General features: G+C 51.9%; 22 protein-coding genes and 3 tRNA genes. 15 read left to right on the top strand and 10 right to left on the bottom strand.

What is annotated here, in order from left to right; translation table 11 throughout:
• Window positions 1-8: 8 nt before the first annotated feature.
• From MLD66_RS02420 to MLD66_RS02405, 4 genes are all read left to right on the top strand, one after another.
• Window positions 9-1112 carry an SPOR domain-containing protein gene (locus MLD66_RS02420; protein ID WP_247215350.1) on the top strand — a complete coding sequence of 368 codons (1104 nt, stop codon included), beginning with the start codon at window positions 9-11 and terminating at the stop codon, window positions 1110-1112.
• A 10-nt stretch (window positions 1113-1122) separates the two neighbouring features.
• Window positions 1123-1590 (top strand): hypothetical protein, encoded by a 468-nt coding sequence (locus MLD66_RS02415; protein ID WP_247215349.1) that lies wholly within the window; start codon window positions 1123-1125, stop codon window positions 1588-1590.
• Between the two features lie 3 nt (window positions 1591-1593).
• On the top strand, window positions 1594-2697 hold the full coding sequence (gene recF, locus MLD66_RS02410; RefSeq protein WP_247215348.1) for a DNA replication/repair protein RecF: 1104 nt from the start codon (window positions 1594-1596) through the stop codon (window positions 2695-2697).
• Window positions 2698-2741: 44 nt separating this feature from the next.
• Window positions 2742-2813, top strand: a tRNA-Asn gene (locus MLD66_RS02405).
• Window positions 2814-2961: 148 nt separating this feature from the next.
• Here MLD66_RS02405 and MLD66_RS02400 read toward each other — a convergent pair.
• Window positions 2962-4161, bottom strand: coding sequence for an alpha/beta hydrolase (locus tag MLD66_RS02400; RefSeq protein ID WP_247215347.1), 1200 nt, complete (start codon window positions 4159-4161; stop codon window positions 2962-2964).
• Window positions 4162-4582: 421 nt separating this feature from the next.
• Here MLD66_RS02400 and MLD66_RS02395 point away from each other — a divergent pair, with 421 nt between their 5' ends.
• From MLD66_RS02395 to MLD66_RS02380, 4 genes are all read left to right on the top strand, one after another.
• Entirely contained in the window at window positions 4583-4915 is a 333-nt protein-coding gene (locus tag MLD66_RS02395) for a rhodanese-like domain-containing protein (RefSeq protein ID WP_247215346.1), read from the top strand.
• 37 nt (window positions 4916-4952) lie between these two features.
• Window positions 4953-5561: a hypothetical protein gene (locus MLD66_RS02390; protein WP_247215345.1), complete on the top strand. Its 609-nt coding sequence runs from the start codon at window positions 4953-4955 to the stop codon at window positions 5559-5561.
• A gap of 9 nt (window positions 5562-5570) precedes the next feature.
• Window positions 5571-6143: a Uma2 family endonuclease gene (locus tag MLD66_RS02385; RefSeq protein WP_247215344.1), complete on the top strand. Its 573-nt coding sequence runs from the start codon at window positions 5571-5573 to the stop codon at window positions 6141-6143.
• Window positions 6144-6527: 384 nt separating this feature from the next.
• Window positions 6528-6600, top strand: a tRNA-Thr gene (locus MLD66_RS02380).
• A gap of 174 nt (window positions 6601-6774) precedes the next feature.
• On the opposite strand, the gene MLD66_RS02375 is transcribed toward MLD66_RS02380, so the two are convergent.
• Window positions 6775-7260 (bottom strand): hypothetical protein, encoded by a 486-nt coding sequence (locus MLD66_RS02375; RefSeq protein WP_247215343.1) that lies wholly within the window; start codon window positions 7258-7260, stop codon window positions 6775-6777.
• A 204-nt stretch (window positions 7261-7464) separates the two neighbouring features.
• Here MLD66_RS02375 and MLD66_RS02370 point away from each other — a divergent pair, with 204 nt between their 5' ends.
• The 3 genes from MLD66_RS02370 to MLD66_RS02360 all read left to right on the top strand — a co-directional run bounded on the left by MLD66_RS02370 (window position 7465) and on the right by MLD66_RS02360 (window position 10548).
• Window positions 7465-8025 (top strand): hypothetical protein, encoded by a 561-nt coding sequence (locus MLD66_RS02370; protein WP_247215342.1) that lies wholly within the window; start codon window positions 7465-7467, stop codon window positions 8023-8025.
• A 273-nt stretch (window positions 8026-8298) separates the two neighbouring features.
• On the top strand, window positions 8299-9264 hold the full coding sequence (locus MLD66_RS02365) for an alpha-1,2-fucosyltransferase (RefSeq protein ID WP_247215341.1): 966 nt from the start codon (window positions 8299-8301) through the stop codon (window positions 9262-9264).
• Between the two features lie 60 nt (window positions 9265-9324).
• The gene (locus MLD66_RS02360) at window positions 9325-10548 is read left to right on the top strand and encodes an ABC transporter substrate-binding protein (RefSeq protein WP_247215340.1); all 1224 of its coding nucleotides are present in this window, start codon (window positions 9325-9327) and stop codon (window positions 10546-10548) included.
• Window positions 10549-10714: 166 nt separating this feature from the next.
• Here MLD66_RS02360 and MLD66_RS02355 read toward each other — a convergent pair.
• A tRNA-Pro gene (locus tag MLD66_RS02355) sits at window positions 10715-10788 on the bottom strand.
• Between MLD66_RS02355 and MLD66_RS02350 the strand changes: the two genes are divergently transcribed.
• Window positions 10761-11474 (top strand): lipoate--protein ligase family protein, encoded by a 714-nt coding sequence (locus MLD66_RS02350; RefSeq protein WP_247215339.1) that lies wholly within the window; start codon window positions 10761-10763, stop codon window positions 11472-11474. The two genes, MLD66_RS02355 and MLD66_RS02350, sit on opposite strands and share 28 nt — an antisense overlap.
• A 71-nt stretch (window positions 11475-11545) precedes the next feature.
• On the opposite strand, the gene MLD66_RS02345 is transcribed toward MLD66_RS02350, so the two are convergent.
• Both MLD66_RS02345 and apcB read right to left on the bottom strand, forming a co-directional pair.
• Entirely contained in the window at window positions 11546-12337 is a 792-nt protein-coding gene (locus MLD66_RS02345; protein ID WP_247215338.1) for a TlyA family RNA methyltransferase, read from the bottom strand.
• A gap of 17 nt (window positions 12338-12354) precedes the next feature.
• Window positions 12355-12861 (bottom strand): allophycocyanin subunit beta, encoded by a 507-nt coding sequence (apcB, locus tag MLD66_RS02340; protein ID WP_247215337.1) that lies wholly within the window; start codon window positions 12859-12861, stop codon window positions 12355-12357.
• Window positions 12862-13067: 206 nt separating this feature from the next.
• On the opposite strand from apcB, the gene glnA reads away from it, so the two are divergent.
• Window positions 13068-14489, top strand: coding sequence for a type I glutamate--ammonia ligase (gene glnA / locus MLD66_RS02335; RefSeq protein ID WP_247215336.1), 1422 nt, complete (start codon window positions 13068-13070; stop codon window positions 14487-14489).
• 224 nt (window positions 14490-14713) lie between these two features.
• On the opposite strand, the gene MLD66_RS02330 is transcribed toward glnA, so the two are convergent.
• Genes MLD66_RS02330 through MLD66_RS02310 form a run of 5 tightly spaced genes read right to left on the bottom strand, consistent with a single transcriptional unit; the run spans window position 14714 to window position 18917 of the window.
• A complete protein-coding gene (locus tag MLD66_RS02330) occupies window positions 14714-15520 on the bottom strand; it encodes an Rpn family recombination-promoting nuclease/putative transposase (RefSeq protein WP_247215335.1) in 807 nt (268 codons plus the stop codon).
• A 13-nt stretch (window positions 15521-15533) separates the two neighbouring features.
• Window positions 15534-16364: an Rpn family recombination-promoting nuclease/putative transposase gene (locus tag MLD66_RS02325; RefSeq protein ID WP_247215334.1), complete on the bottom strand. Its 831-nt coding sequence runs from the start codon at window positions 16362-16364 to the stop codon at window positions 15534-15536.
• Between the two features lie 13 nt (window positions 16365-16377).
• Entirely contained in the window at window positions 16378-17208 is an 831-nt protein-coding gene (locus MLD66_RS02320; protein ID WP_247215333.1) for an Rpn family recombination-promoting nuclease/putative transposase, read from the bottom strand.
• A gap of 13 nt (window positions 17209-17221) precedes the next feature.
• Complete coding sequence (locus tag MLD66_RS02315; RefSeq protein ID WP_247215332.1) at window positions 17222-18016, bottom strand: Rpn family recombination-promoting nuclease/putative transposase; 795 nt, start codon at window positions 18014-18016, stop codon at window positions 17222-17224.
• A 4-nt stretch (window positions 18017-18020) separates the two neighbouring features.
• Window positions 18021-18917: a hypothetical protein gene (locus tag MLD66_RS02310; RefSeq protein WP_247215331.1), complete on the bottom strand. Its 897-nt coding sequence runs from the start codon at window positions 18915-18917 to the stop codon at window positions 18021-18023.
• 40 nt (window positions 18918-18957) lie between these two features.
• Here MLD66_RS02310 and radC point away from each other — a divergent pair, with 40 nt between their 5' ends.
• On the top strand, window positions 18958-19686 hold the full coding sequence (gene radC / locus MLD66_RS02305; RefSeq protein ID WP_247215330.1) for a DNA repair protein RadC: 729 nt from the start codon (window positions 18958-18960) through the stop codon (window positions 19684-19686).
• Between the two features lie 80 nt (window positions 19687-19766).
• Complete coding sequence (locus MLD66_RS02300; RefSeq protein ID WP_247215329.1) at window positions 19767-20702, top strand: glycosyltransferase family 2 protein; 936 nt, start codon at window positions 19767-19769, stop codon at window positions 20700-20702.
• The last annotated feature ends 42 nt before the right edge of the window (window positions 20703-20744 follow it).

The raw sequence follows: 20744 nt of genomic DNA, 5'->3' as shown, positions 1-20744 counted from the left end.
GTGTGACCATGAGAACCACTGCGGAGCGGACGACCTTGATGGGGGCTTTAGCCTGCCTGGATATTGACCTGGAGCAGGAATTGCGCCAATTACAGACGGAGCGGCACCGTTGGCAACCGGAATTTTGGCAGTCGCTTTTGAGCAGTCACCCCACCCCACCCCCGGACACCGCTTGGACGTTTCCCCCGGCGGCCAGTGCGGATGCGCCCCTGGAACCGACGGAGGCAGTCATGCCCTCCCCAGAGGTTGCACCGGCATTGGATGCGACAGTGGCTATGACCAAACTGCCGGAAGAACCGGAAGACTTGGAGGCAACGGTGGCTTTTGTGCCGCCAGCGGCCCCACCCCCGGATGCCCTGGCTCTTTTGGATACAGGGGAATTGGATGCGGGGGAGGATGAAATTACGGATGAGGTCGCCCACTTGCTCGCAGAAGTGGCACCAGAAGAGCAAATACAACCAGAAGGCGTGGCATCCGTCCTGTCCGTGCCCCCCCGGCCCTCCTGGTCGGAGCGTCTGAACCGGGTGTTTGCGCGCCGTCATGCCCCAGCGGGAACCTTGGCGGTGCCCCCGGAGGCGGTAGGGGACCCCTGGGTAGAGACCTTCTCGGAACCCCACCAGCGAACCCTGTCCCAGGGAGGATTGCGCCAGCCGGTTTTGGGTTTTGCCCTGGGGGTCACGGCGGCCACCCTCGGTACCTTGGGAATTTTGTTGCTTTTGCACCGGGAACAGCCCCGGCCGACCCATAGCCCCCAGTTGACAGTGCCCGCCCCGCCGCCGGAGAGTGCGGTGGTGTCCTCCCCCAATGCCTCTAACCTCGCTCCCGTCCCCAATCTCACCCGTAAGGAACTGCCGGATGTGAGTGCCATTCCCACCGCCAGCCCGAAAGCCAGCCCAGCGGCCAGTCCCAGCCCGGCATTTTACTATGTGGTCACGGACTACCGGAATGAGCAGAGCCTCACGGAAGCCCAAAAGGTAGTACCGGAAGCCTTCGTCTGGCAATTTTCCGACGGGGTCAAGATTCAACTGGCCGCCTTTGAGGCACGGGATCAGGCGGAACAATTTGTGGCAGACTTAAAGGCAAAGGGCATGACGGCCCGTGTTTATCCCTAGAGGTGCCCCGGTGAACCTGTGGCCTTGGCGAAAGTCCCCTGACCCGGAACGGCTGTTGGAGCAGTGGGTGAACCAATTACAGCGGCAATTGCTCCAGGTCAAACGGATGGTGGCCTTGGTGGTGGCGACCCAACGGCGGCTCCGTCGTCAGCTACAACGGGCGGTTTGTCCCCAAATTCGCCAGGAATTGCAACAGGCCCTTGTCCACCAGAGCCTCCACTGCCGCCAACTCCAGGAACAACTGCGCCATCTGGAACAGCAGGTGCAAGCCATCCAGGTGCGCCGGGAAGTCCTGACGGCACGGGTATCCACCGCCGAAGCCCGTAAAGCCATCTGCGACCTGCGCCAACACATCACCGATGGCACCCTCCCGGCGGTTTTGAACGACACAGAGGAACTGGTGCATCGCCTCGAAGCAGAAGTGGAACTGTGGGAACATCACCTGGGGGAATACCTGCCCTCCATGTATCAGCGGTGATCGGTGTATTTACACCATCTGCACCTATGGCACTTTCGCAACTACACCGAGCAGGCGATCACCTTCACCGGCCGACAGACCATCCTGCTGGGGGACAACGCCCAGGGCAAGTCCAACCTGATTGAGGCGATTTTGCTGTTGGCAACCCTCCATTCCCCCCGGGCCCAGCGGGATGGGGACCTGATCCAAACCAATCAGGCCATGGCACGCCTGCACGCCGAAGTGGAGCGACAACCCGACCCGGCGCAGTTAACCTTGACCCTGCGGGCTTCTGGGCGGCGTACCCTGGCGGTGAATCAGCAGACCCAACGGCGGCAGGTGGATTTTTTGGGGTATCTGCGGGCGGTATTTTTCTCCTGCCTGGACTTAGAACTGGTGCGGGGCGGCCCGGGGCAACGCCGGGATTGGCTGGATCAAACCCTGGTGCAACTGGAACCCCTGTACAGCCAACTTTTGCAGGAGTACCAACGGGTTCTGCGGCAAAGGAATGCGCTCCTCCGGCAGGAACCCTTGACCCCAGCCCACCTCACCCCCTGGAATGACCTGCTGATCCAAACCGGCACCCGCCTGATCCGCCGTCGTTTTCGTCTCCTGGAACGGTTGGCACCCCTCGCCCAGACCTGGCACCAACGCATCAGCCAAGCCGCAGAAACCCTAGACATCACCTACGCCCCCTGTGTGCCCGTGCCGGAGAATGACAACGAAGTGATTCGGGCGCAATTCCAGCGACACCTTGAAATGAAACTGCCCGCCGAACTCGCCCAAAAAACCACCCTGGTTGGCCCCCACCGGGACGAGGTGCATTTCCGTCTCAACGGTCAGCCCGCCCGCACCTACGCCTCCCAAGGGCAACAGCGCACCCTGGTTCTGGCTCTCAAATTGGCGGAATTAGAGCTTTTGGAAACCGTCCTGGGCGAAACCCCCCTCTTACTTTTGGATGACGTACTGGCGGAACTAGACCTGAAACGGCAACAGCAGTTGCTCACCGTAATTGGGGAGCGGGTGCAAACCATCATTACCACCACGGATTTAGAGCGGTTTTATCCCCCCTGGCTGGCGGGAGCGCAACAATTTCAGGTGGTGCAGGGACAAGTCCTTCCCCGCTAAAGGTTGCTGAAATACCCCCCAGCTTGCTATGATAAAAAACGCATTCCTCAGTAGCTCAGCGGTAGAGCGATCGACTGTTAATCGATTGGTCCCTGGTTCGAATCCAGGCTGGGGAGTTGAACGTCAGATGAAATTCCGTTTCTAACTCCACTTTTCGGGTGGATAAAAATTGTCAAATCCTCCTAGCGGCTTGCGCTTCACCTGCGCCGCGAAGCGCAGCGGAGCGGCGTCAGGTGCAAGCGCAGGTTGGGCGGCACTTTGACGCTACATTAGAACCTCATCTAACCAATCAAACAGCGTTTGATTAGAAAGACTCAAGTTGTTCACCTGGCAATGGGCGTCGGCACCTTCTTCGGGGGTGAATACGCGGATAGCTTTTTGCCCTCGCAGTCGGTCGTAACACTCGTGCGTTTGCCGAATACACTCTACTGGATCAGCAGTACCAACCATGCATAGCAGGGCACACTCGATATTCTCCACCTCAACGCGTGCCTCGCTGACTTTCATCATATATTCAGTAATTCGGTCAACGCCCGCCGACCAGAGAAGTTTGCTCAATGCAAGCCGCGCCACGGGATTTCGGCGGGTAAGAATTCCCAGCACCATCTCCTTGACTGTATTTGGGGCTTTCTGGAAGGCACCCCATTCCGACTGCAAAACGCGCGGAAGATCAATGATTGGCGGATTAGCAATACATGCCTTGATTCGCTTCTCGAAAGCGGCGGCTCTTGTGACCGCATAGCCGCCGCCGCTAATCCCGTAAATCGCCAGGCGCTTACCGTCTACTTCGGGCAACTCTAATGCAAAGTCTACAATCTGTCTTGCAACTACTTCGGTGTCTAGACGAACGGTCATTCCATCCAGGATTGCCTGACCTTGTCCTGGCCCCTCAAACATCAAGACACTATAACCGCGCCGAATGCCAGCTAAGCCACCGAAGAAATACATATCTTCGGCCACACCTTCGCCGCCGCTGACTGCCAGCAAGGTCGGGCGCTTCGTGCCCGACATAGCGGGTCGCATAAAGTAACCCGTGAGCGTCTTGCCCTCAAAGGGTATCTGAAGCGGGGTGATGGGTGGATTGGACAACTCGGCCACCTTGCGAAAACACTCCCTCATCCTTTGCCAGGTTGCAGGCAAATCGGGGTCTTGAGGAGGTTGACAAACGGAGGCGAAGCGGTAGTAGGTCATCGCGCGCAGGTAGGTTTCATGGGCACTCACTAGGTGACCCTTGGTCTGCATAACCGCAGCCACTTGTTCCAGGTGAGCGGCCATCGTTTTCCATGCTCTTACCCAGCTTGCCAGATCACTCTCGTTGATTTGTGATGCAATACGCAAGCATTCTCCAAGTTCAGCCCCTTGATAGGTCGAGAAGCCCATTGCCCATACCAGGTAGAAATCAAGGTCTTGACTCTTGAAAAAGACGCGTTGCTGGTGTCTTTGGAATACTTTTTCTTGTCCCATATTACCCCTCCACTATGGCATTCCTGTCGCCCAACTAGTATTTCAGGAACCAATTGCAAACGTAAACATTATATAAATACATATAGCAATCCACTTGATTTTCAGACAAAAATTTTTCAGAACCAAATACGGGGGTGGTGTCCCTACAACTCCTGTTCCATTCTCATTTAGGATTGCTATAGTAATCAAGCTGTGATTGTAGGCAAAAATTAGGTAAAATTACATATTTAGAGCATCAAGGGTCGCTCGACACCGACTCCCATATTACTTGGTTATCTTACTTATAATTCACACAACATAAACCATTGAGCATTGCCATATCTTTTGCAAATTTGTTTCCCCCATTGGGTTAGGACTGCTATATTAATCTAATAGCTGGATGCTCCCCAATATCCCAAACCTTTGGACAGTAATCGGAACCATGATCAACCAAATTAGTGGCTCAGATTTAGCCCAACAGCTGGCTCAAAACCCAAGCTTACAAATTTTGGATGTGCGCGAGTGGTGGGAAGTGGAACGGGCGAAATTACCCAACTGTTTACACCTCCCTTTGAGTGAGTTTGCCCAGTGGTCTGTCCAGGTTCAGGAATTACTCGACCCCAACCAACCGGTGGTCGTGGTGTGTCATCACGGGGTGCGTTCCGCCCAGGTGTGCGCCTGGTTGCTGGAGCAGGGGTATGCCCAGGTCGCCAATCTAGCGGGCGGGTTGGAAGCCTATGCCCTCCAAGTTGACCCGACCCTCCCCCGTTACTAATCGGCTAGGATGGGGGTGTTGTCGTGGAATGTGAGCCATGCTGGCGCAGTTGGTACGCCCCCTCGTTCGTGCCCAGATTCAACTGCTGACGCAAGCCCAATCGGCGGGGAGCAAACTGGTGGTGATGGTGTCCCAGTGGCTCGGCTACCTGGGGGTGCAGGCGCAGGTGACGGAACTCTCCACAACCGGCAACCACATCCGGGTTTCCCTGCGGGTGGGGCGACCGGAACTCTGCACCGAAGAAGAATGGCGGTCAATTTTACAAAATTTAGAAACCAGTCAACCCCAAGCACCCACGGCTGGGGAAATAACCTATCCCCAGATGACGCCGGCGCAACAAAATCAGGTCAACCGCCTGCTTGCCCATGTGATTCGAGTCGGCAATCCCCAATTTAGCCAGGACTGGGAGCAAATTCAACCCCAACTTTATGCCCTGGGGCTGTCTGAGGAGATGGTGTTGGGCATCCGGGCGGCGTTGAAAGTTCCTACCGATCTAGACGATTTAATTGATAATTTGGAACCCGAGTTAAGTGCCTTGGTTTTATCCAAAGCCATTGGTTTGGCACTGATGGATCAACAGATTACCCGAGATGAAAATGATGCCTTGAAAGCCCTGTATCGGGTATTAGAACAAAAAGTCACCTAGGAAGTTCCCATGACCAGCACGATTGCCCCTAAAAAAAACTGGACTGATGAAGAATTTATGGCTTTGCCCCAGGACGGCCATCGTTATGAAGTTGTCAATGGAGAACTGGTAGATATGGGTAGTTCTGGAGCGTTGCATGGCAATATCGCTATCATTTTAAGCTCTGCTTTATTTTCTGTGGTTCATGCTCAAAAATTAGGTGTTTTATTCGATTCCAGCACAGCTTTTAAGATGAAAAATGGCAATCGCCGTTCGCCGGATATTGCTTTTTTTAGCAAGGAACGCCTGCAAGGCATGACCGCATTACCCATCGGTTTTTTAGAAGGTGCCCCCGACCTAGCGGTGGAAATTTTATCCCCAGGCAATACGGTGGCGGAAATGGAGGGCAAAATTGAAGAATATTTTGCTAATTCTGGGCGTTTGGTTTGGGTAATTAGTCCGACGCAACATTACATCCTGGTTTATCATTCTGCCCAGGAGCCAGAGCGATTGTTAAAAATGAATGACACCCTGGATGGAGAAATGGTGATCCCCGGATTCAAGCTACCCGTAGCGGATTTATTTCAACCGCTGAATTTTTGATTCTTTTCACCACAAATAATTTTCGGTAGTCCTATAGCAGTCCTATTTGATTAGTGAACAGAAGTTCTCCAGAACCAAATACGGGGGCGGTGCCCCTGCGACCCCTATTCCGTTTTCATTTAGGATTGCTATATGTTGGTAATGATGAATAATTTGGGATGGATCAAACTGATGGCTGGCGTGGTACAGCTATAGAGGCATTGCATAATATGGTACGTCTAAAAATGGGTTGCAAGGGCGTAGTCCCCGTCAAGGAAGCACCTGCGGTGTATGGTTCCTGATACTATGGGCATCTTAACGAAATAATCTGCTAGTGGTGGCAATAAATAGAGGTGCCCTATCATTTCACAATCCTGAATTAATGCTATGATGCGAAAGTGATAGGCTGGTGTAGCTCAGCTGGTAGAGCAACTGACTTGTAATCAGTAGGTCGTCGGTTCAAATCCGTCCACCAGCTTGACCCAGAAATCCAATTGTAATAATAAAGTCTGACTATACGCCGCTGGTCTTGGGAAAAAATTAGGGACTAAAAACCAATAGAATTGTCAGCATGGAACTGCGTTTTCGTCCAAAGGCACAGCAATAACACTGGGTCAGGTGATCGAACGGTAGAAACTTGATAAATTTGTGTTTAAGGAGTCAGCAGGCGCAGGGAATTCGCCATAAAAGTCACATCCCGGTCATAGCGACTACGGTTTTTCACGGGATAAACAAACTCGAAACCGACCTGGAGCGAAGGGCGAACCATTTTTTTGAGGTAAAAAATCCGAGTGCGATCCGATTCGTAGCCCGATAGGACGAAAAATCCTTGCCCAACCGTGCGGTACGTCACCTGGCGGCGGTTTTCTCGACAACGGCGGAGTTCTTGCTGTAGGGCACTGGCGGGGGTTTCTTGCAGGACATTGTACCCACCCCAAACCCGCAGTTTGGCACCATCTCGACCCATAAAAACCTGCCCATCCCCGTTTTCGGATTCCCCCTGGGGAATAAAGTCGGTTGGATAGACAATGCGATAACCAAAGCGGGCATTGAGATAGGTTTGAAAACCCGTTTGTGTGGTAAGAAATGGAGTTTTTGGAGTTGGAATCGTGATTATGCTTGGCGCAATAGTCAGCATCCAACTACACAACCCTAGACCCATCAGCAAACGCACTGGTGCAACACCTGAACTCATAACCCTATAGTCTCATTTCCAATGAATTGAGTTCCCCGGCGAGTGAAGCGGCTTGATCCCTCTAAAGTCGCTCCTACCCTACAACCCAAGAGAATAGCAAGTATAATGCTCTGAAGATACATCAGTAAACTCTAAAAGGACAACAAAATGACTGCAAGAGAATATGAAAAAATTTATCAAGACTTTATGCAAGAAATAAAGGCATACTTTGAAGAACTCCCTAGACAAGCAGAGATCAATGCAATTATTAGTAATTTTAGTCCTACGGACATTTCAGGTACTATCTTAACAAGGAAAGCAGATGTATTTGTTGAAGAGGGTAAATTACCTCTCGATGAAAAGCTCAATAGAGAAATTGTTCGTATTGAAGGAGAAGTAACCCATAGTGCCATAAGCGGCATTATCATTACGAATATAAAACCAATTGTCACAAGCTTTATGAGTGCAGGTATGGCACTACAGCTAGAGGAATTAAACCTTTCAGAGTCTCATATTCCCGAAGAACATATAGAGCTTATTGAGCTATTTATTTGTCAAAAATCAAACCAAATGACTGCTGAATACTTAAGCAGTTTTGTTGAAATAAATAAGGATAATCAAGAGTTTCTGAAATATCCCGCCGTAGAACCCTATGTAATAAATAGTTTCTTTATTGGAGAGATATTCGGGAAAGACTATTCAAAATACTACTTAGAAAAATATTTGTAGCAATCCTAAATGAAAAATGGAACAGGGGTCGCAGGGGCACTGCCCCCGTACTGGGTTCTGGGGAATTTCTGTGCGTTAATCAAGTAGGGTTGCCATAGCCTACTTCCTGAAAGCGATTATTCTCGGATTCCCCGGCGAGTGGGGACACCACGTTAGGGATTTGAACATGGGTATGCCAATCGGACTGAAACCTTTTCCTAAGCTACCCTAATCCATTAACATCAATCAAGCTGGAATATTATAGCGTACTACCCCTTGTGTGATGAAACAGCCATGATCGTTTTAACCCACCGATTTGGGCGACTGGGAAATCGTTTATTGATTACCGCCCATTTAATGGCTTATGCCTTGGAAACCCATCACACCTTAATGGATTGGGGACTGGCAGAATATGCCCCCTATTTTGTAGGTACGGCTCCCGATCCCCATGTATTTCGGTTCCCCGTCCGTCGGGATGTGTGGAATCATCTGCCCGTGAACCAACCCTGGGTGAGAAATACGATTTATACGGGGGTGCGGGCGGTGCGGAAATTGGTGAATTTTTATCCTGCTTTGAAGTCCCAGGTACAGGTGCTACCGGAACCGGGCAAACACTGGGGTAATCCTTTGTTGATTGATGATTTATTGGTCAAAAAAATGCTATTGATCCGGGCGTGGTATGTCCGGGCACCCCGTTGTTTTAGCAAATATCAAGACACCATTCGGGAATGCTTCACCCCCCTACCTATCTATCAAAAACGAGTGGAAGAACTCCTAAAACCCCTGCGGGATCACCATGATGTGTTGGTTGGTTTACATGTCCGAGCGGGAGATTATCGCCTTTATGGTGGGTTTCATGGGTTAGAAATGTGGCAAATTGTGATGGAAAAGATGGTCAATTTTTTTCCAGAAAAACGGGTGGGATTTTTAATTTTTTCTGACGAGAGTTTTCGAGAGCAAGTGAATATTTTTGCTGATTTTTCGGTTCATTTTGGCACGGGTCACGTGGTTGAGGATTTATATGCCTTAGCCCGCTGTGACTATATCATTGCCCCCCCTAGTACCTATAGCAATTGGGCGGCTTTTTATGGTAAGGTTCCCATCTATCAGGTGGGCTATGTAAAATTGCATACAAATGACCCGGTTTGTCATGATTTAACAGCCAGTCGGCAATATATGGAACAAACCATGAGGGAATTAAATCTGGAAAAATTTCGCCGGATTACCTACTTTGTGGATCATCGTATTGACCCCGGATAAAACATGAAAATTTCCAGGATAATGCTATAGTTAACAGCAATTTTCACCGGTGGGGAAGTTATGAAACGGATGATGACAACGGCATTACTTTTAGCGTGGGTGGGGGCAGGCTGTCAACCAGCATCGGAAGGGTTGCGTTTGGGGGTATTGTTACCGGCGACGGGGGATTTGGCACCGATTGGGCAGGGGATGATTCCAGCAGTGCAAATGTTGGTGGATCAGGTGAATGCCTGTGGTGGGGTGAACGGTCAGCCGGTGCAGGTGTTTCAGGAGGATGACCAAACCCAGCCGACAGCGGGGGCGGCGGCGATGACCAAGTTGGTGGAGGTGAACCGGGTCGGGGGCGTGGTGGGTTCCTTCGCCAGCAGTGTGTCCCAGGCGGCTTTGGATGTGGCGGTGCGGAATCAGGTGCCGATGGTGTCGCCGGGAAGTACCAGCCCGGAATTTACCGAGCGGGCGAAAAAGGGAGAGTACAAGGGGTTTTGGTTTCGCACGGCTCCCCCGGATACCTACCAGGGGGCGGCTTTGGCGCAGTTGGCGCGCAAGCGGGGGTTGAACCGGGTGAGTACGGTGGTGATTAATAATAGCTATGGGCTGGGGTTTGAGCAGGAATTTACCCAGGCGTTTCGCCAAAAGGGGGGGCAGATTGTCAACCGTCCCACCCGCTATGACCCCAATGCCAGCACTTTGGAAAGTGAAGCCCGCAGTGCCTTTGCCGGTCAACCCCAGGCGGTGATGGCGGCGGTGTATGCGGAAACCGGGGCGTTACTGCTCAAATCGGCTTATGAACAGGGGTTACTGCCGGGGGTGCAGGTACTGCTCACGGATGCGGTGCAGTCGGAGGAATTTGTCGCCAGTGTGGGCAAGAATCAGCAGGGGCAATCGTTGATCAGTGGGGCGATTGGCACCGTGCCGGGGGCGGATGGACCGGCTTTGGCGGCTTTGACGAAGCTCTGGCAGGAAAAACGGGGGCAAGCACCGGGACCCTATATGCCCCAAACCTGGGATGCGGCGGCGGTGATTCTGTTGGCGGCGCAGGCAGCCGGGAGCAATCGGGGGGTGGACATTGCCCCCAAAATTCGAGAAATCTCCGGGTCAGGGGGTGAGCCGGTGAGTGATGTGTGTGAGGGATTGGCTTTACTCAAGCAGGGGAAAAAAATTGATTACCAGGGGGCAAGCGGCAATGTGGATTTTGACGAATTTGGGGATGTGGTGGGCAGTTATGACGTGTGGCAGGTGACACCCGAAGGCAAAATTAAAGTCATTGACCGGGTGACACCTTAAAACATCTCCGAAAATAAAGGTTATCTGGCTCGAATCCCCATACTAATTCGAGAACCTCAAACGGGGGCTACGCCCCTGCGACCCCTGTTCCATTCTCATTTAGGACTGCTATGGAGGTGTCCAATAAATATAAATAGAAGTGCCCTTAGATTAGATTTAGATTAAATCGGGATGGCGGGATTCGAACCCACGGCCCCTTCGTCCCGAACGAAGTGCGCTACCAAGCTGCGCTACATCCCGCCGAAGCAAATTTGATGCGTGATCCTACTTTAACATCATCGGTGCCCTGGATTTTGCTCCCTTTAACCGTAGGGTCGGGGCAACAACAGATGCAAACGGACCTTGACCTCCTGACGGCTCACCAACGGGGTGAATTTCGGGGCGCCCTGCGTTTCTATCTTTGGCAACCAGCGGCGATTTCCCTGGGCTATCACCAGCAGGACTGGCCGGAGCATTGGCGGCAGTGCCATTACCAAGGGCAACCCCTGGAGGTCGTGCGTCGTCCGTCCGGGGGAGCCGCTGTTTTGCACCAAGGGGACTTGTGTTACGCTCTGGTGACGGAAATGGTGCCTGGGGGTTGTCGGCAACAGTACCAACGGTTGCAGGACTGGTTAATCCACGGCTGGCACGCCCTAGGAGTTCATTTGCACCAGGGGCAAGCAACCCCATCCCGAGGGCAGGTCAGTTGTTTTGCGGAAGCCACCCCAGCGGATTTGGTGACGGAGACGGGGCAGAAATTCATTGGCAGTGCCCAACTACGGCGGGGGCGGAGCGTTCTCTACCAGGGTTCGATGCAACTCCATCCTGACCCGGATTTGTGGGTACAGGTTTTTGGGAGTGTGGCACCCCCGCCCGTGCGGCTCCCTTCCCTGGAGGCAGTGGTGGCGCATTTGGGGGCGACGGTGCGGGATTACTTTGCGGTCTGAGACCAGGACATCTGGAGGTTATTCTCAATCATTCCCTAACCAAACCTAAAATCCTGGGGGTGTGGGGGCAATCATGGGGAAATCAGGGGGACAAGGGCTGATTCATCCCAGGCGATGCGGTTGCCGGTTGTCCCTAGCCACAGCAGATACTCGCAATTTCCCGCCGGGCCTTTGAGGGGGGAGGGGGTCAACCCCTGCACCTGCCAACCCAGAGCTTCGGCACTCGTTGCCACTTGCCTAATCGCCTGCACCTGCGCCTGGGCATCCTTGACCACCCCGCCTTTGGCAATCTGCGCCCGACCCACCTCAAATTGGGGCTTGACCAGAATCACCGCTTCCCGGGGCGGAGCCAACAACTGCCATAGAGCCGGTAACACCTTCGTCACCGAAATAAACGACACATCCACCACCCCCAAATCCGCCCAGGGGTCATCGGGCTGGTAGAGTTGCTCAGGTTGCAGATGCCGAAGATTCGTGCGTTCCCACAGCCGCACCCGGGGGTCTTGACGCAATTCCCAGGCCACCTGCCCGTAGCCCACATCCACCCCATACACTCGGCGGGCACCATGCTTTAATAAACAATCGGTAAAACCCCCGGTGGAAATGCCCCCGTCCAACGCCACCCGGTCAGCGACCCCTAGCCCAAAGGTGTGGAGGGCATGGGCCAGTTTTTCCCCACCCCGGGACACGTAGGGCGGACGGGCATGGAGGGTAATGCAACTGTCCATCGGCACCAGGGTACCCGGTTTATCCACCACCCGTTGATTGACCTGCACCCAACCCGCTTGGATGACCCGTTGGGCCTGTTGGCGGCTGGGGCAATGTCCCAAGGTGACCAGCAGGGTATCCAGACGTTCTTTCAAGGGTGATGTTCCGTCGGCTAAATGTCCTGTTCGCTCAACCCTTGGCTGAGATGGTCAAAGGGTTCGCTGATAAAATCCCCGGCGATCCCCGCCTGGGCGGCGATTGCCTGTACCTGCTCTTTCAGGATTTGAATCCCCCGCACCGAAGGCCCCAGGGGCACCCCCAGGGAATTGTAGGTTTCCCGCAGACCCTCTAGCACCCGCTCATCCAGGACATCCGTACTCCCCGCCACCAAAGCGTAGGTCGCATAGCGCAGGAAATAGTCCATATCCCGCAGACAGGTGGCATAGCGGCGGGTGGTGTAGGCATTGCCCCCAGGCCGGATCAACTCCGGCTGTTCGGTAAACAACTGGGAAGCCGCCGTGCGTACCAGATTGGCCGCCTCCCCATTGATCAGACGCGCCACCTGAATCCGAGCCAGACCCGTATCAAAATAGCTTTGTAAACGGTCAATTCCATTCCGGTCAAAGTAGCGTCCGGCCAGATCATAACGGGCGATTAAACTGGTAATGGCATCTTGCATGGCAGTACCCTGATGACGAAAAGCGGTTTTTACAGCAGTCCTTAGCTTACCACGCCAATTCCCCCACACCCACTTTCGTTGCGCTCCGTAACGATTTTGGTGGGGCTCTTCCTGGACAAATGGTATCTCAAGATACAAACTCCTGCCCCACAGGTCTTTAAGATTGGCGCATTGTGGACGGAATCTGTTTTTAGGAGCGTAAGTTCATGGCGAAAACCGCGCAAGAAGTCTTGCAGATGATCCGGGATCAGAATATTGAAGTGGTGGATTTGAAGTTCGTGGATATGCTGGGGACGTGGCAACACTGTACCTACGCCAGTAGCCTGATTAATGAGGATACATTTACGACTGGGATGCCCTTTGATGGTTCCAGTATCCGGGGCTGGAAGGCGATCAACGAATCCGATATGCTCAAGTGTGCTGACCCGGCGACGGCCTGGATTGACCCATTTATGAGCACCCCCACCCTGAGTATGATCTGTACGATTAAGGACCCCCGCACCGGCAATCTCTATGGCCGTTGTCCCCGGGCGATTGCCCAGCGGGCCTTGGACTATCTCTACAGCACGGGCATTGGGGATGTGGCCTTTTTTGGTCCCGAGGCGGAATTTTTTGTCTTCGATGATGTGCGGTTTGACCAGAAAGAATACGAGGGCTTTTACCATGTGGATTCCAGCGAAGGCCGTTGGAACACGGGGAAAAAGGAAGAAGGGGGCAACCTGGGCTACAAACCCCGCTACAAGGAGGGCTATTTCCCGGTGCCGCCGATTGATTCCCAGCAAGACATCCGCACGGAAATGCTGTTGACGATGGGCAAGCTGGGGGTGCCGATTGAGAAACACCACCACGAAGTCGCCACCGGTGGCCAAAATGAACTGGGGATCAGGTTTGAAAAACTCATCCAAGCGGCGGACAACCTGATGACCTATAAATATGTGGTCAAAAACGTCGCCCGCAAGTGGGGGAAAACCGCCACCTTTATGCCCAAACCCCTGTTCAACGATAATGGTTCCGGGATGCACACCCACCAGTCCCTCTGGAAGGACGGCCAACCCCTATTCGCCGGGGATAAATACGCCGGTTTGAGCCAGTTGGCCCTGTGGTACATTGGCGGGCTTTTGAAACACGCCCCGGCGGTTCTGGCCTTCACCAACCCGACGACCAATTCCTACAAACGGTTGGTGCCCGGCTTTGAAGCCCCCGTAAACCTAGCCTACTCCCAGGGCAACCGCTCCGCCTCGATTCGGATTCCCATCACCGGTGCCAATCCCAAGGCCAAACGCTTGGAATTCCGCTGTCCCGATGCCATGAGCAACCCCTACTTGGCATTTTCTGCCATGTTGATGGCCGGATTGGATGGGATCAAAAACCAAATTGACCCCGGAGAACCGTTGGATCGCAACATCTATGAACTCACCCCGGAGGAATTGGCCAAGGTACCTTCCACCCCCGGTTCCTTGGAAGATGCCCTAGCCGCCCTGGAAAAAGACCATGATTTCCTGTTAGCGGGCGGGGTGTTTTCCGAAGACTTTATCGAAAATTGGATCGCCTGGAAGCTGGATAACGAAGTCAACCCGATGCGTTTGCGGCCCCACCCCTACGAATTTGCGCTCTACTACGACGGTTGATGCGGTCGTAATGGAAACCTCCTAAGTTGCGATTCGCCTCCATCTCCAAGTGGGGGCTTTTTTTATGGAAAAACTACAGCAATCTGGTTGCAAACTATAGCCATCTTCAATGATTACGCAGATTACGCAACGGCTGGTTACGGAAATCAATTTCCATCACACTTCCTATGGGATTACTGTTTCAATCTCTGATAAGATTGCTATGTCCCATGACAAGACTGATTTCAACCCAATCGATGCGCCAACTCCTCCAGGGAAGAGATGTCAATAATCGCCTCTGCAATTTCCCCCAGTTGGTCTAAGGATAGCTGTGCCAGTTTGGTGTTTAGATCATCAGGTACACTGCCAAACTTGCGGGTGATTTGGCGGTGAAGGGTCTCCCGCAAAGCTATAACCTTACCCCTCTGCTCTCCCTCTTGCTTGGCTTCCTGATACACCCGCGTCTGCCGTAAATCTCCCAGGGTAAACATCCGCTCTATTTCCTCCCGGCTCAGAGTCTTTAACTTATAAATCAGTATCGTCTCCACAAATTCTAGCAAACCATCCACCCCTTTCCCCGTTTCCACCAATGTCTGTGCCGCTTTAATGACTTCTGTTTCTGGGGTAACAATTAATTTCACTAGCCCCAATCTCACCGATGTCCCCGGTTTTAATTCATTCAGATAAATGGCTCGCACTCGCCCCCGCAATTCCTGATATTGTTTACCTAAAGCTGGTTCCGTCTGCCGGTCTGGAAACAACACCAACACCCCCCAATCCTGCACCGGGCGGTACTGTTGCAAAAATAGAAATATCTCACTAAATAACTGGCTATAAAATTCATGCACCTTTTGGAACTGCACTTCTACAAACCAGATAGTTTTATCCTCCCTTTGGGGCAGGAATACCCCATCAAAACGAAAGGCTTTTTCCTTGACTTCCACCGAGGTGAACTGATAGCTGGCAATGCTGGCAGGGTCTTCCCCCAACAGTTCCATTAGTAGGGTAGGAAAGGTCTGAAACAGTTGATAGAAAATTGTGTCGGTACGCAACGGATTTGTTTAATTAGGTCAGCAAATTTTCCAACTCCTCCAGGGAAGAGATGTCAATAATCGCCTCAGCAATTTCCCCCAGTTGGTCTAAGGATAGCTGTGCCAGTTTGGTGTTTAGATCATCGGGTACACTGCCAAACTTGCGGGTGAGTAATCGTTGAAGTATCTCTCGTTTCCCCCTCTGTTCTCCCTCTTGCCGACCTTCTTGCCGACCTTCTTGGCGACCCTCTTGCTTGGCTTCTTGATACACCCGCGTCTGCCGTAAATCTCCCAAGGTAAACATCCGCTCTATCTCCTCCCGGCTCAAGGTCTTTAACTTGTAAATCAGTATCGTCTCCACAAATTCTAGCAAACCATCCACCCCTTTCCCCGTTTCCACCAATGTCTGTGCCGCTTTAATGACTTCTGTTTCTGGGGTAACAATTAATTTCACTAGCCCCAATCTCACCGATGTCCCCGGTTTTAATTCATTCAGATAAATGGCTCGCACTCGCCCCCGCAATTCCTGATATTGTTTACCTAAAGCTGGTTCCGTCTGCCGGTCTGGAAACAACACCAACACCCCCCAATCCTGCACCGGGCGGTACTGTTGCAAAAATAGAAATATCTCACTAAATAACTGGCTATAAAATTCATGCACCTTTTGGAACTGCACTTCTACAAACCAGATAGTTTTATCCTCCCTTTGGGGCAGGAATACCCCATCAAAACGAAAGGCTTTTTCCTTGACTTCCACCGAGGTGAACTGATAGCTGGCAATGCTGGCAGGGTCTTCCCCCAACAGTTCCATTAGTAGGGTAGGAAAGGTCTGAAACAGTTGATAGAAAATTGTGTCGGTACGCAACGGATTTGTTTAATTAGGTCAGCAAATTTTCCAACTCCTCCAGGGAAGAGATGTCAATAATCGCCTCAGCAATTTCCCCCAGTTGGTCTAAGGATAGCTGTGCCAGTTTGGTGTTTAGATCATCGGGTACACTGCCAAACTTGCGGGTGAGTAATCGTTGAAGTATCTCTCGTTTCCCCCTCTGTTCTCCCTCTTGCCGACCTTCTTGCCGACCTTCTTGGCGACCCTCTTGCTTGGCTTCTTGATACACCCGCGTCTGCCGTAAATCTCCCAAGGTAAACATCCGCTCTATCTCCTCCCGGCTCAAGGTCTTTAACTTGTAAATCAGTATCGTCTCCACAAATTCTAGCAAACCATCCACCCCTTTCCCCGTTTCCACCAATGTCTGTGCCGCTTTAATGACTTCTGTTTCTGGGGTAACAATTAATTTCACTAGCCCCAATATCACCGATGTCCCCGGTTTTAATTCATTCAGATAAATGGCTCGCACTCGCCCCCGCAATTCCTGATATTGTTTACCTAAAGCTGGTTCCGTCTGCCGGTCTGGAAACAACACCAACACCCCCCAATCCTGCACCGGGCGGTACTGTTGCAAAAATAGAAATATCTCACTAAATAACTGGCTATAAAATTCATGCACCTTTTGGAACTGCACTTCTACAAACCAGATAGTTTTATCCTCCCTTTGGGGCAGGAATACCCCATCAAAACGAAAGGCTTTTTCCTTGACTTCCACCGAGGTGAACTGATAGCTGGCAATGGCGGCAGGGTCTTCCCCCAACAGTTCCATTAGTAGGGTAGGAAAGGTCTGAAACAGTTGATAGAAAATTGTGTCGGTACGCAACGGATTTGTTTAATTAGGTCAGCAAATTTTCCAACTCCTCCAGGGAAGAGATGTCAATAATCGCCTCAGCAATTTCCCCCAGTTGGTCTAGGGATAGCTGTGCCAGTTTGGTGTTTAGATCATCGGGTACACTGCCAAACTTGCGGGTGAGTAACCGTTGGAGTATCTCGCGTTTCCCCCTCTGTTCTCCCTCTTGTTTGGCTTCCTGATACACCTTCGTCTGCCGTAAATCTCCCAGGGTAAACATCCGCTCTATTTCCTCCCGGCTCAGGGTCTTTAACTTGTAAATCAGTATCGTCTCCACAAATTCTAGCAAACCATCCACCCCTTTCCCCGTTTCCACCAATGTCTGTGCCGCTTTAATGACTTCTGTTTCTGGGGTAACAATTAATTTCACTAGCCCCAATCTCACCGATGTCCCCGGTTTTAATTCATTCAGATAAATGGCTCGCACTCGCCCCCGCAATTCCTGATATTGTTTACCTAAAGCTGGTTCCGTCTGCCGGTCTGGAAACAACACCAACACCCCCCAATCCTGCACCGGGCGGTACTGTTGCAAAAATAGAAATATCTCACTAAATAACTGGCTATAAAATTCATGCACCTTTTGGAACTGCACTTCTACAAACCAGATAGTTTTATCCTCCCTTTGGGGCAGGAATACCCCATCAAAACGAAAGGCTTTTTCCTTGACTTCCACCGAGGTGAACTGATAGCTGGCAATGCTGGCAGGGTCTTCCCCCAACAGTTCCATTAGTAGGGTAGGAAAGGTCTGAAACAGTTGATAGAAAATTGTGTCGGTACGCAATCGATCACATTTCCAGTTCCGTTGGTTCTTTCTCCACGGTATAGACTTGCCCGTTAATCAGCAAATGGGTAATGCCCTTGTCGTACAGATAGCTACTGGTTTTGTAGATCAAATTCGCATCCGGTACCTTGAGAATGCGATGCCCTCGCCCCGAAAAACGTTTGGCGACCCGATGGTTATCAAACACGGGTAGGGTGCGGGCTGTGTCGCTGGTCGTCGGTAGTTCCCCCCAGTGGCTAAATTCCGTGAGGGGACGGGCGACCAATTCTGCAAACCGATCCACCACCAAATAGCAGGTGTGGGGGAGAGCAGAAACAGCCAAGGGTAAAATTTGCTGGCTGATAGGGGCGGGCGCAAAACTACCGCCGGGACTATCCTCCTCGTCGTTTTCATCCTCATCCCAGTCATCTTGGGTATCCGCATCCCACTCCGTCAACCCGGCGGGGTCGGGTTCTTCCAGTCCGGCAGGACTCGGCGGTTCCGGGGCGGGGAATGCCTCGGGGGAATGCGTCTCTGCGGGCGGTGGTTCCAGGGGTGGCACGGCTGGGGGCGTGACTAATTCCGTTGGTTCCGTTAGTTCCGACGGTTCCGGGGTGAGGGGAATGGGGGCGTTCGGGGTATCCGTGACGGGTTTGTAGGAACGAATTTTAGGGGCAACCGACGCTGGATTTCTGTTTTGAGGCTTAGGTTGCGGGGGAGCGGGTTCTTGCCACCGTCCCGCCCGTTTTTGGGGCACCAGGGACTCGTACACCGGCTCGGTGAGTTCTTCCTTTAAGATACGGATAATGGTGCTGATGCTTACCTCATGCTCTGCCGCCAGACTGGTGGCTGTGGCTGGGGTATCCCGAAAACGCTGGGCAATTTGGGTGCGGTCAGCGGGAGTAAGTTTGGTGCGGGGCATAGGTCAACATTAGGGCACTTTTTCTAGTATAGGTTGAGAAATGACGAATTCCTACCGATTGCGGATCTGTGACCTGCCCACCACCGAGCGACCCCGGGAACGGCTGTTGCAACAGGGGGCAGGGGCGTTGGGGACGGGGGAATTGTTGGCGATTCTCCTGGGCACCGGGTCGGGCCAACTCTCCGCCGTTGGCTTGGGGCAATACCTCCTGCAGACCTTGGGGCAACATCAACAGGATGCCCTAGCGGTATTACGGGACATCAAACCGGCAGAGTTAATGACCATTCCCGGCATTGGTCCCGCCAAAGCCACCAAAATTTTAGCCGCCATTGAACTGGGCAAACGGGTCTTTTTGAGCCGTCCCCTGGAGCGCACCCCCATTGATAGCCCGGAATTGGCCGCCATCGCCCTGGCACCGGAACTCATGTGGGCGGAAACCGAACGGTTCGGTCTTGTGCTTCTGGATGTCAAACACCGTCTGCTGGGCACTCGGGTGCTGACCATTGGCACGGCAACGGAAACCCTGGCGCACCCCCGGGAAATTTTTCGGGAAGCCATCCGCTTGGGGGCAACCCGTTTGGTGGTCGGGCACAACCATCCCTCCGGCAATCTCACCCCTAGCCCAGCGGATTTGGAACTGACCAAACAATTATTACAATGTAGTAAAATTTTGGATGTACCGATTTTGGATCATCTCATCTTGGGGCAGGGCAACCACTGTAGTTTACGCAGTACCACCCGATTGTGGGATGGGTATGACTGTCCGTGATTAATTAATTTAGTTTTTTTAATTTAGTGATATGTGATAGGGTAAAAATTGCGTCAATGCTTTTTTAATAGTAGGTTATAATGAACCTGAAAGCACCGGTCGTTTTTTTAATTTTCAACCGTCCACAACTCACCGCCAAAGTATTTCAAGTAATCCGCCAAGTGGCACCTAAAAAGTTATTCATTGTGGCGGATGGACCAAGAAGTGCGGAAGAAGCAGTGTTGTGTGAACAAACCCGCTCGATTGTGGCGAATATGGATTGGGATTGTGAGGTGGAGCGGAATTATGCTGAAAGTAATTTAGGGTGTCGTCAGCGGGTATCGAGTGGTTTAGATTGGGTATTTTCCCGGACAGAGCGAGCAATTATCTTAGAAGATGACTGTTTGCCAAATCATTCATTTTTTCACTTTTGTGATGAATTATTAGAACGGTATCAGGATCAAGAACGGGTGATGGCTATCAATGGCAACAACCATCAACGGGGGCGGGAAGTAACTCCCTATAGTTATTATTTTTCCAAGTATTTTCATTGTTGGGGTTGGGCAACCTGGCGGCGGGCCTGGCAGTATTACGATGTGACGATGCAACTTTGGCCAGAATTTCGGGACGGTGGCTATGTCGAATCCATCAGTGATAACGAATATGAAACACGATATTGGTTACAGAAATTTGAACAGATGTATCAGGGGAAAATTGACACTTGGGATTATCCATTTATGTTTGCCTGTTTTAGCCAGAGCGGTTTGGTCGCCACGCCCAGGGTCAACCTAGTTTCCAATATCGGCTTTGGGGTGCAAGCCACCCATACCCATAATCCCCACAGTCCTTTTGCAAATATGCCCACCGCAGAATTAGGAGAAATCACCCATCCTCCTTTTTTAGTGAGGAATTTGACCGCCGATCAATTTGTCTTTGACCAAGTTTTTGATGGAGCAAAACTACGGCAACAAGATACCATCTGGGGACGATTGAAACAACTCAAATATCGCCTAAGTCGTTTCATAAAAAATCTGTGAACTAACAATATATTTGGTTAAATCATTTGATTGAATTGTAAC

It is taken from the genome of Synechococcus sp. C9, assembly GCF_022984075.1.
Classification (GTDB): Bacteria; Cyanobacteriota; Cyanobacteriia; order Gloeomargaritales; family Gloeomargaritaceae; genus Gloeomargarita.
Note: the sequence above shows the minus strand (reverse complement) of the source record. Positions and strands in the feature narration are given on the sequence as shown.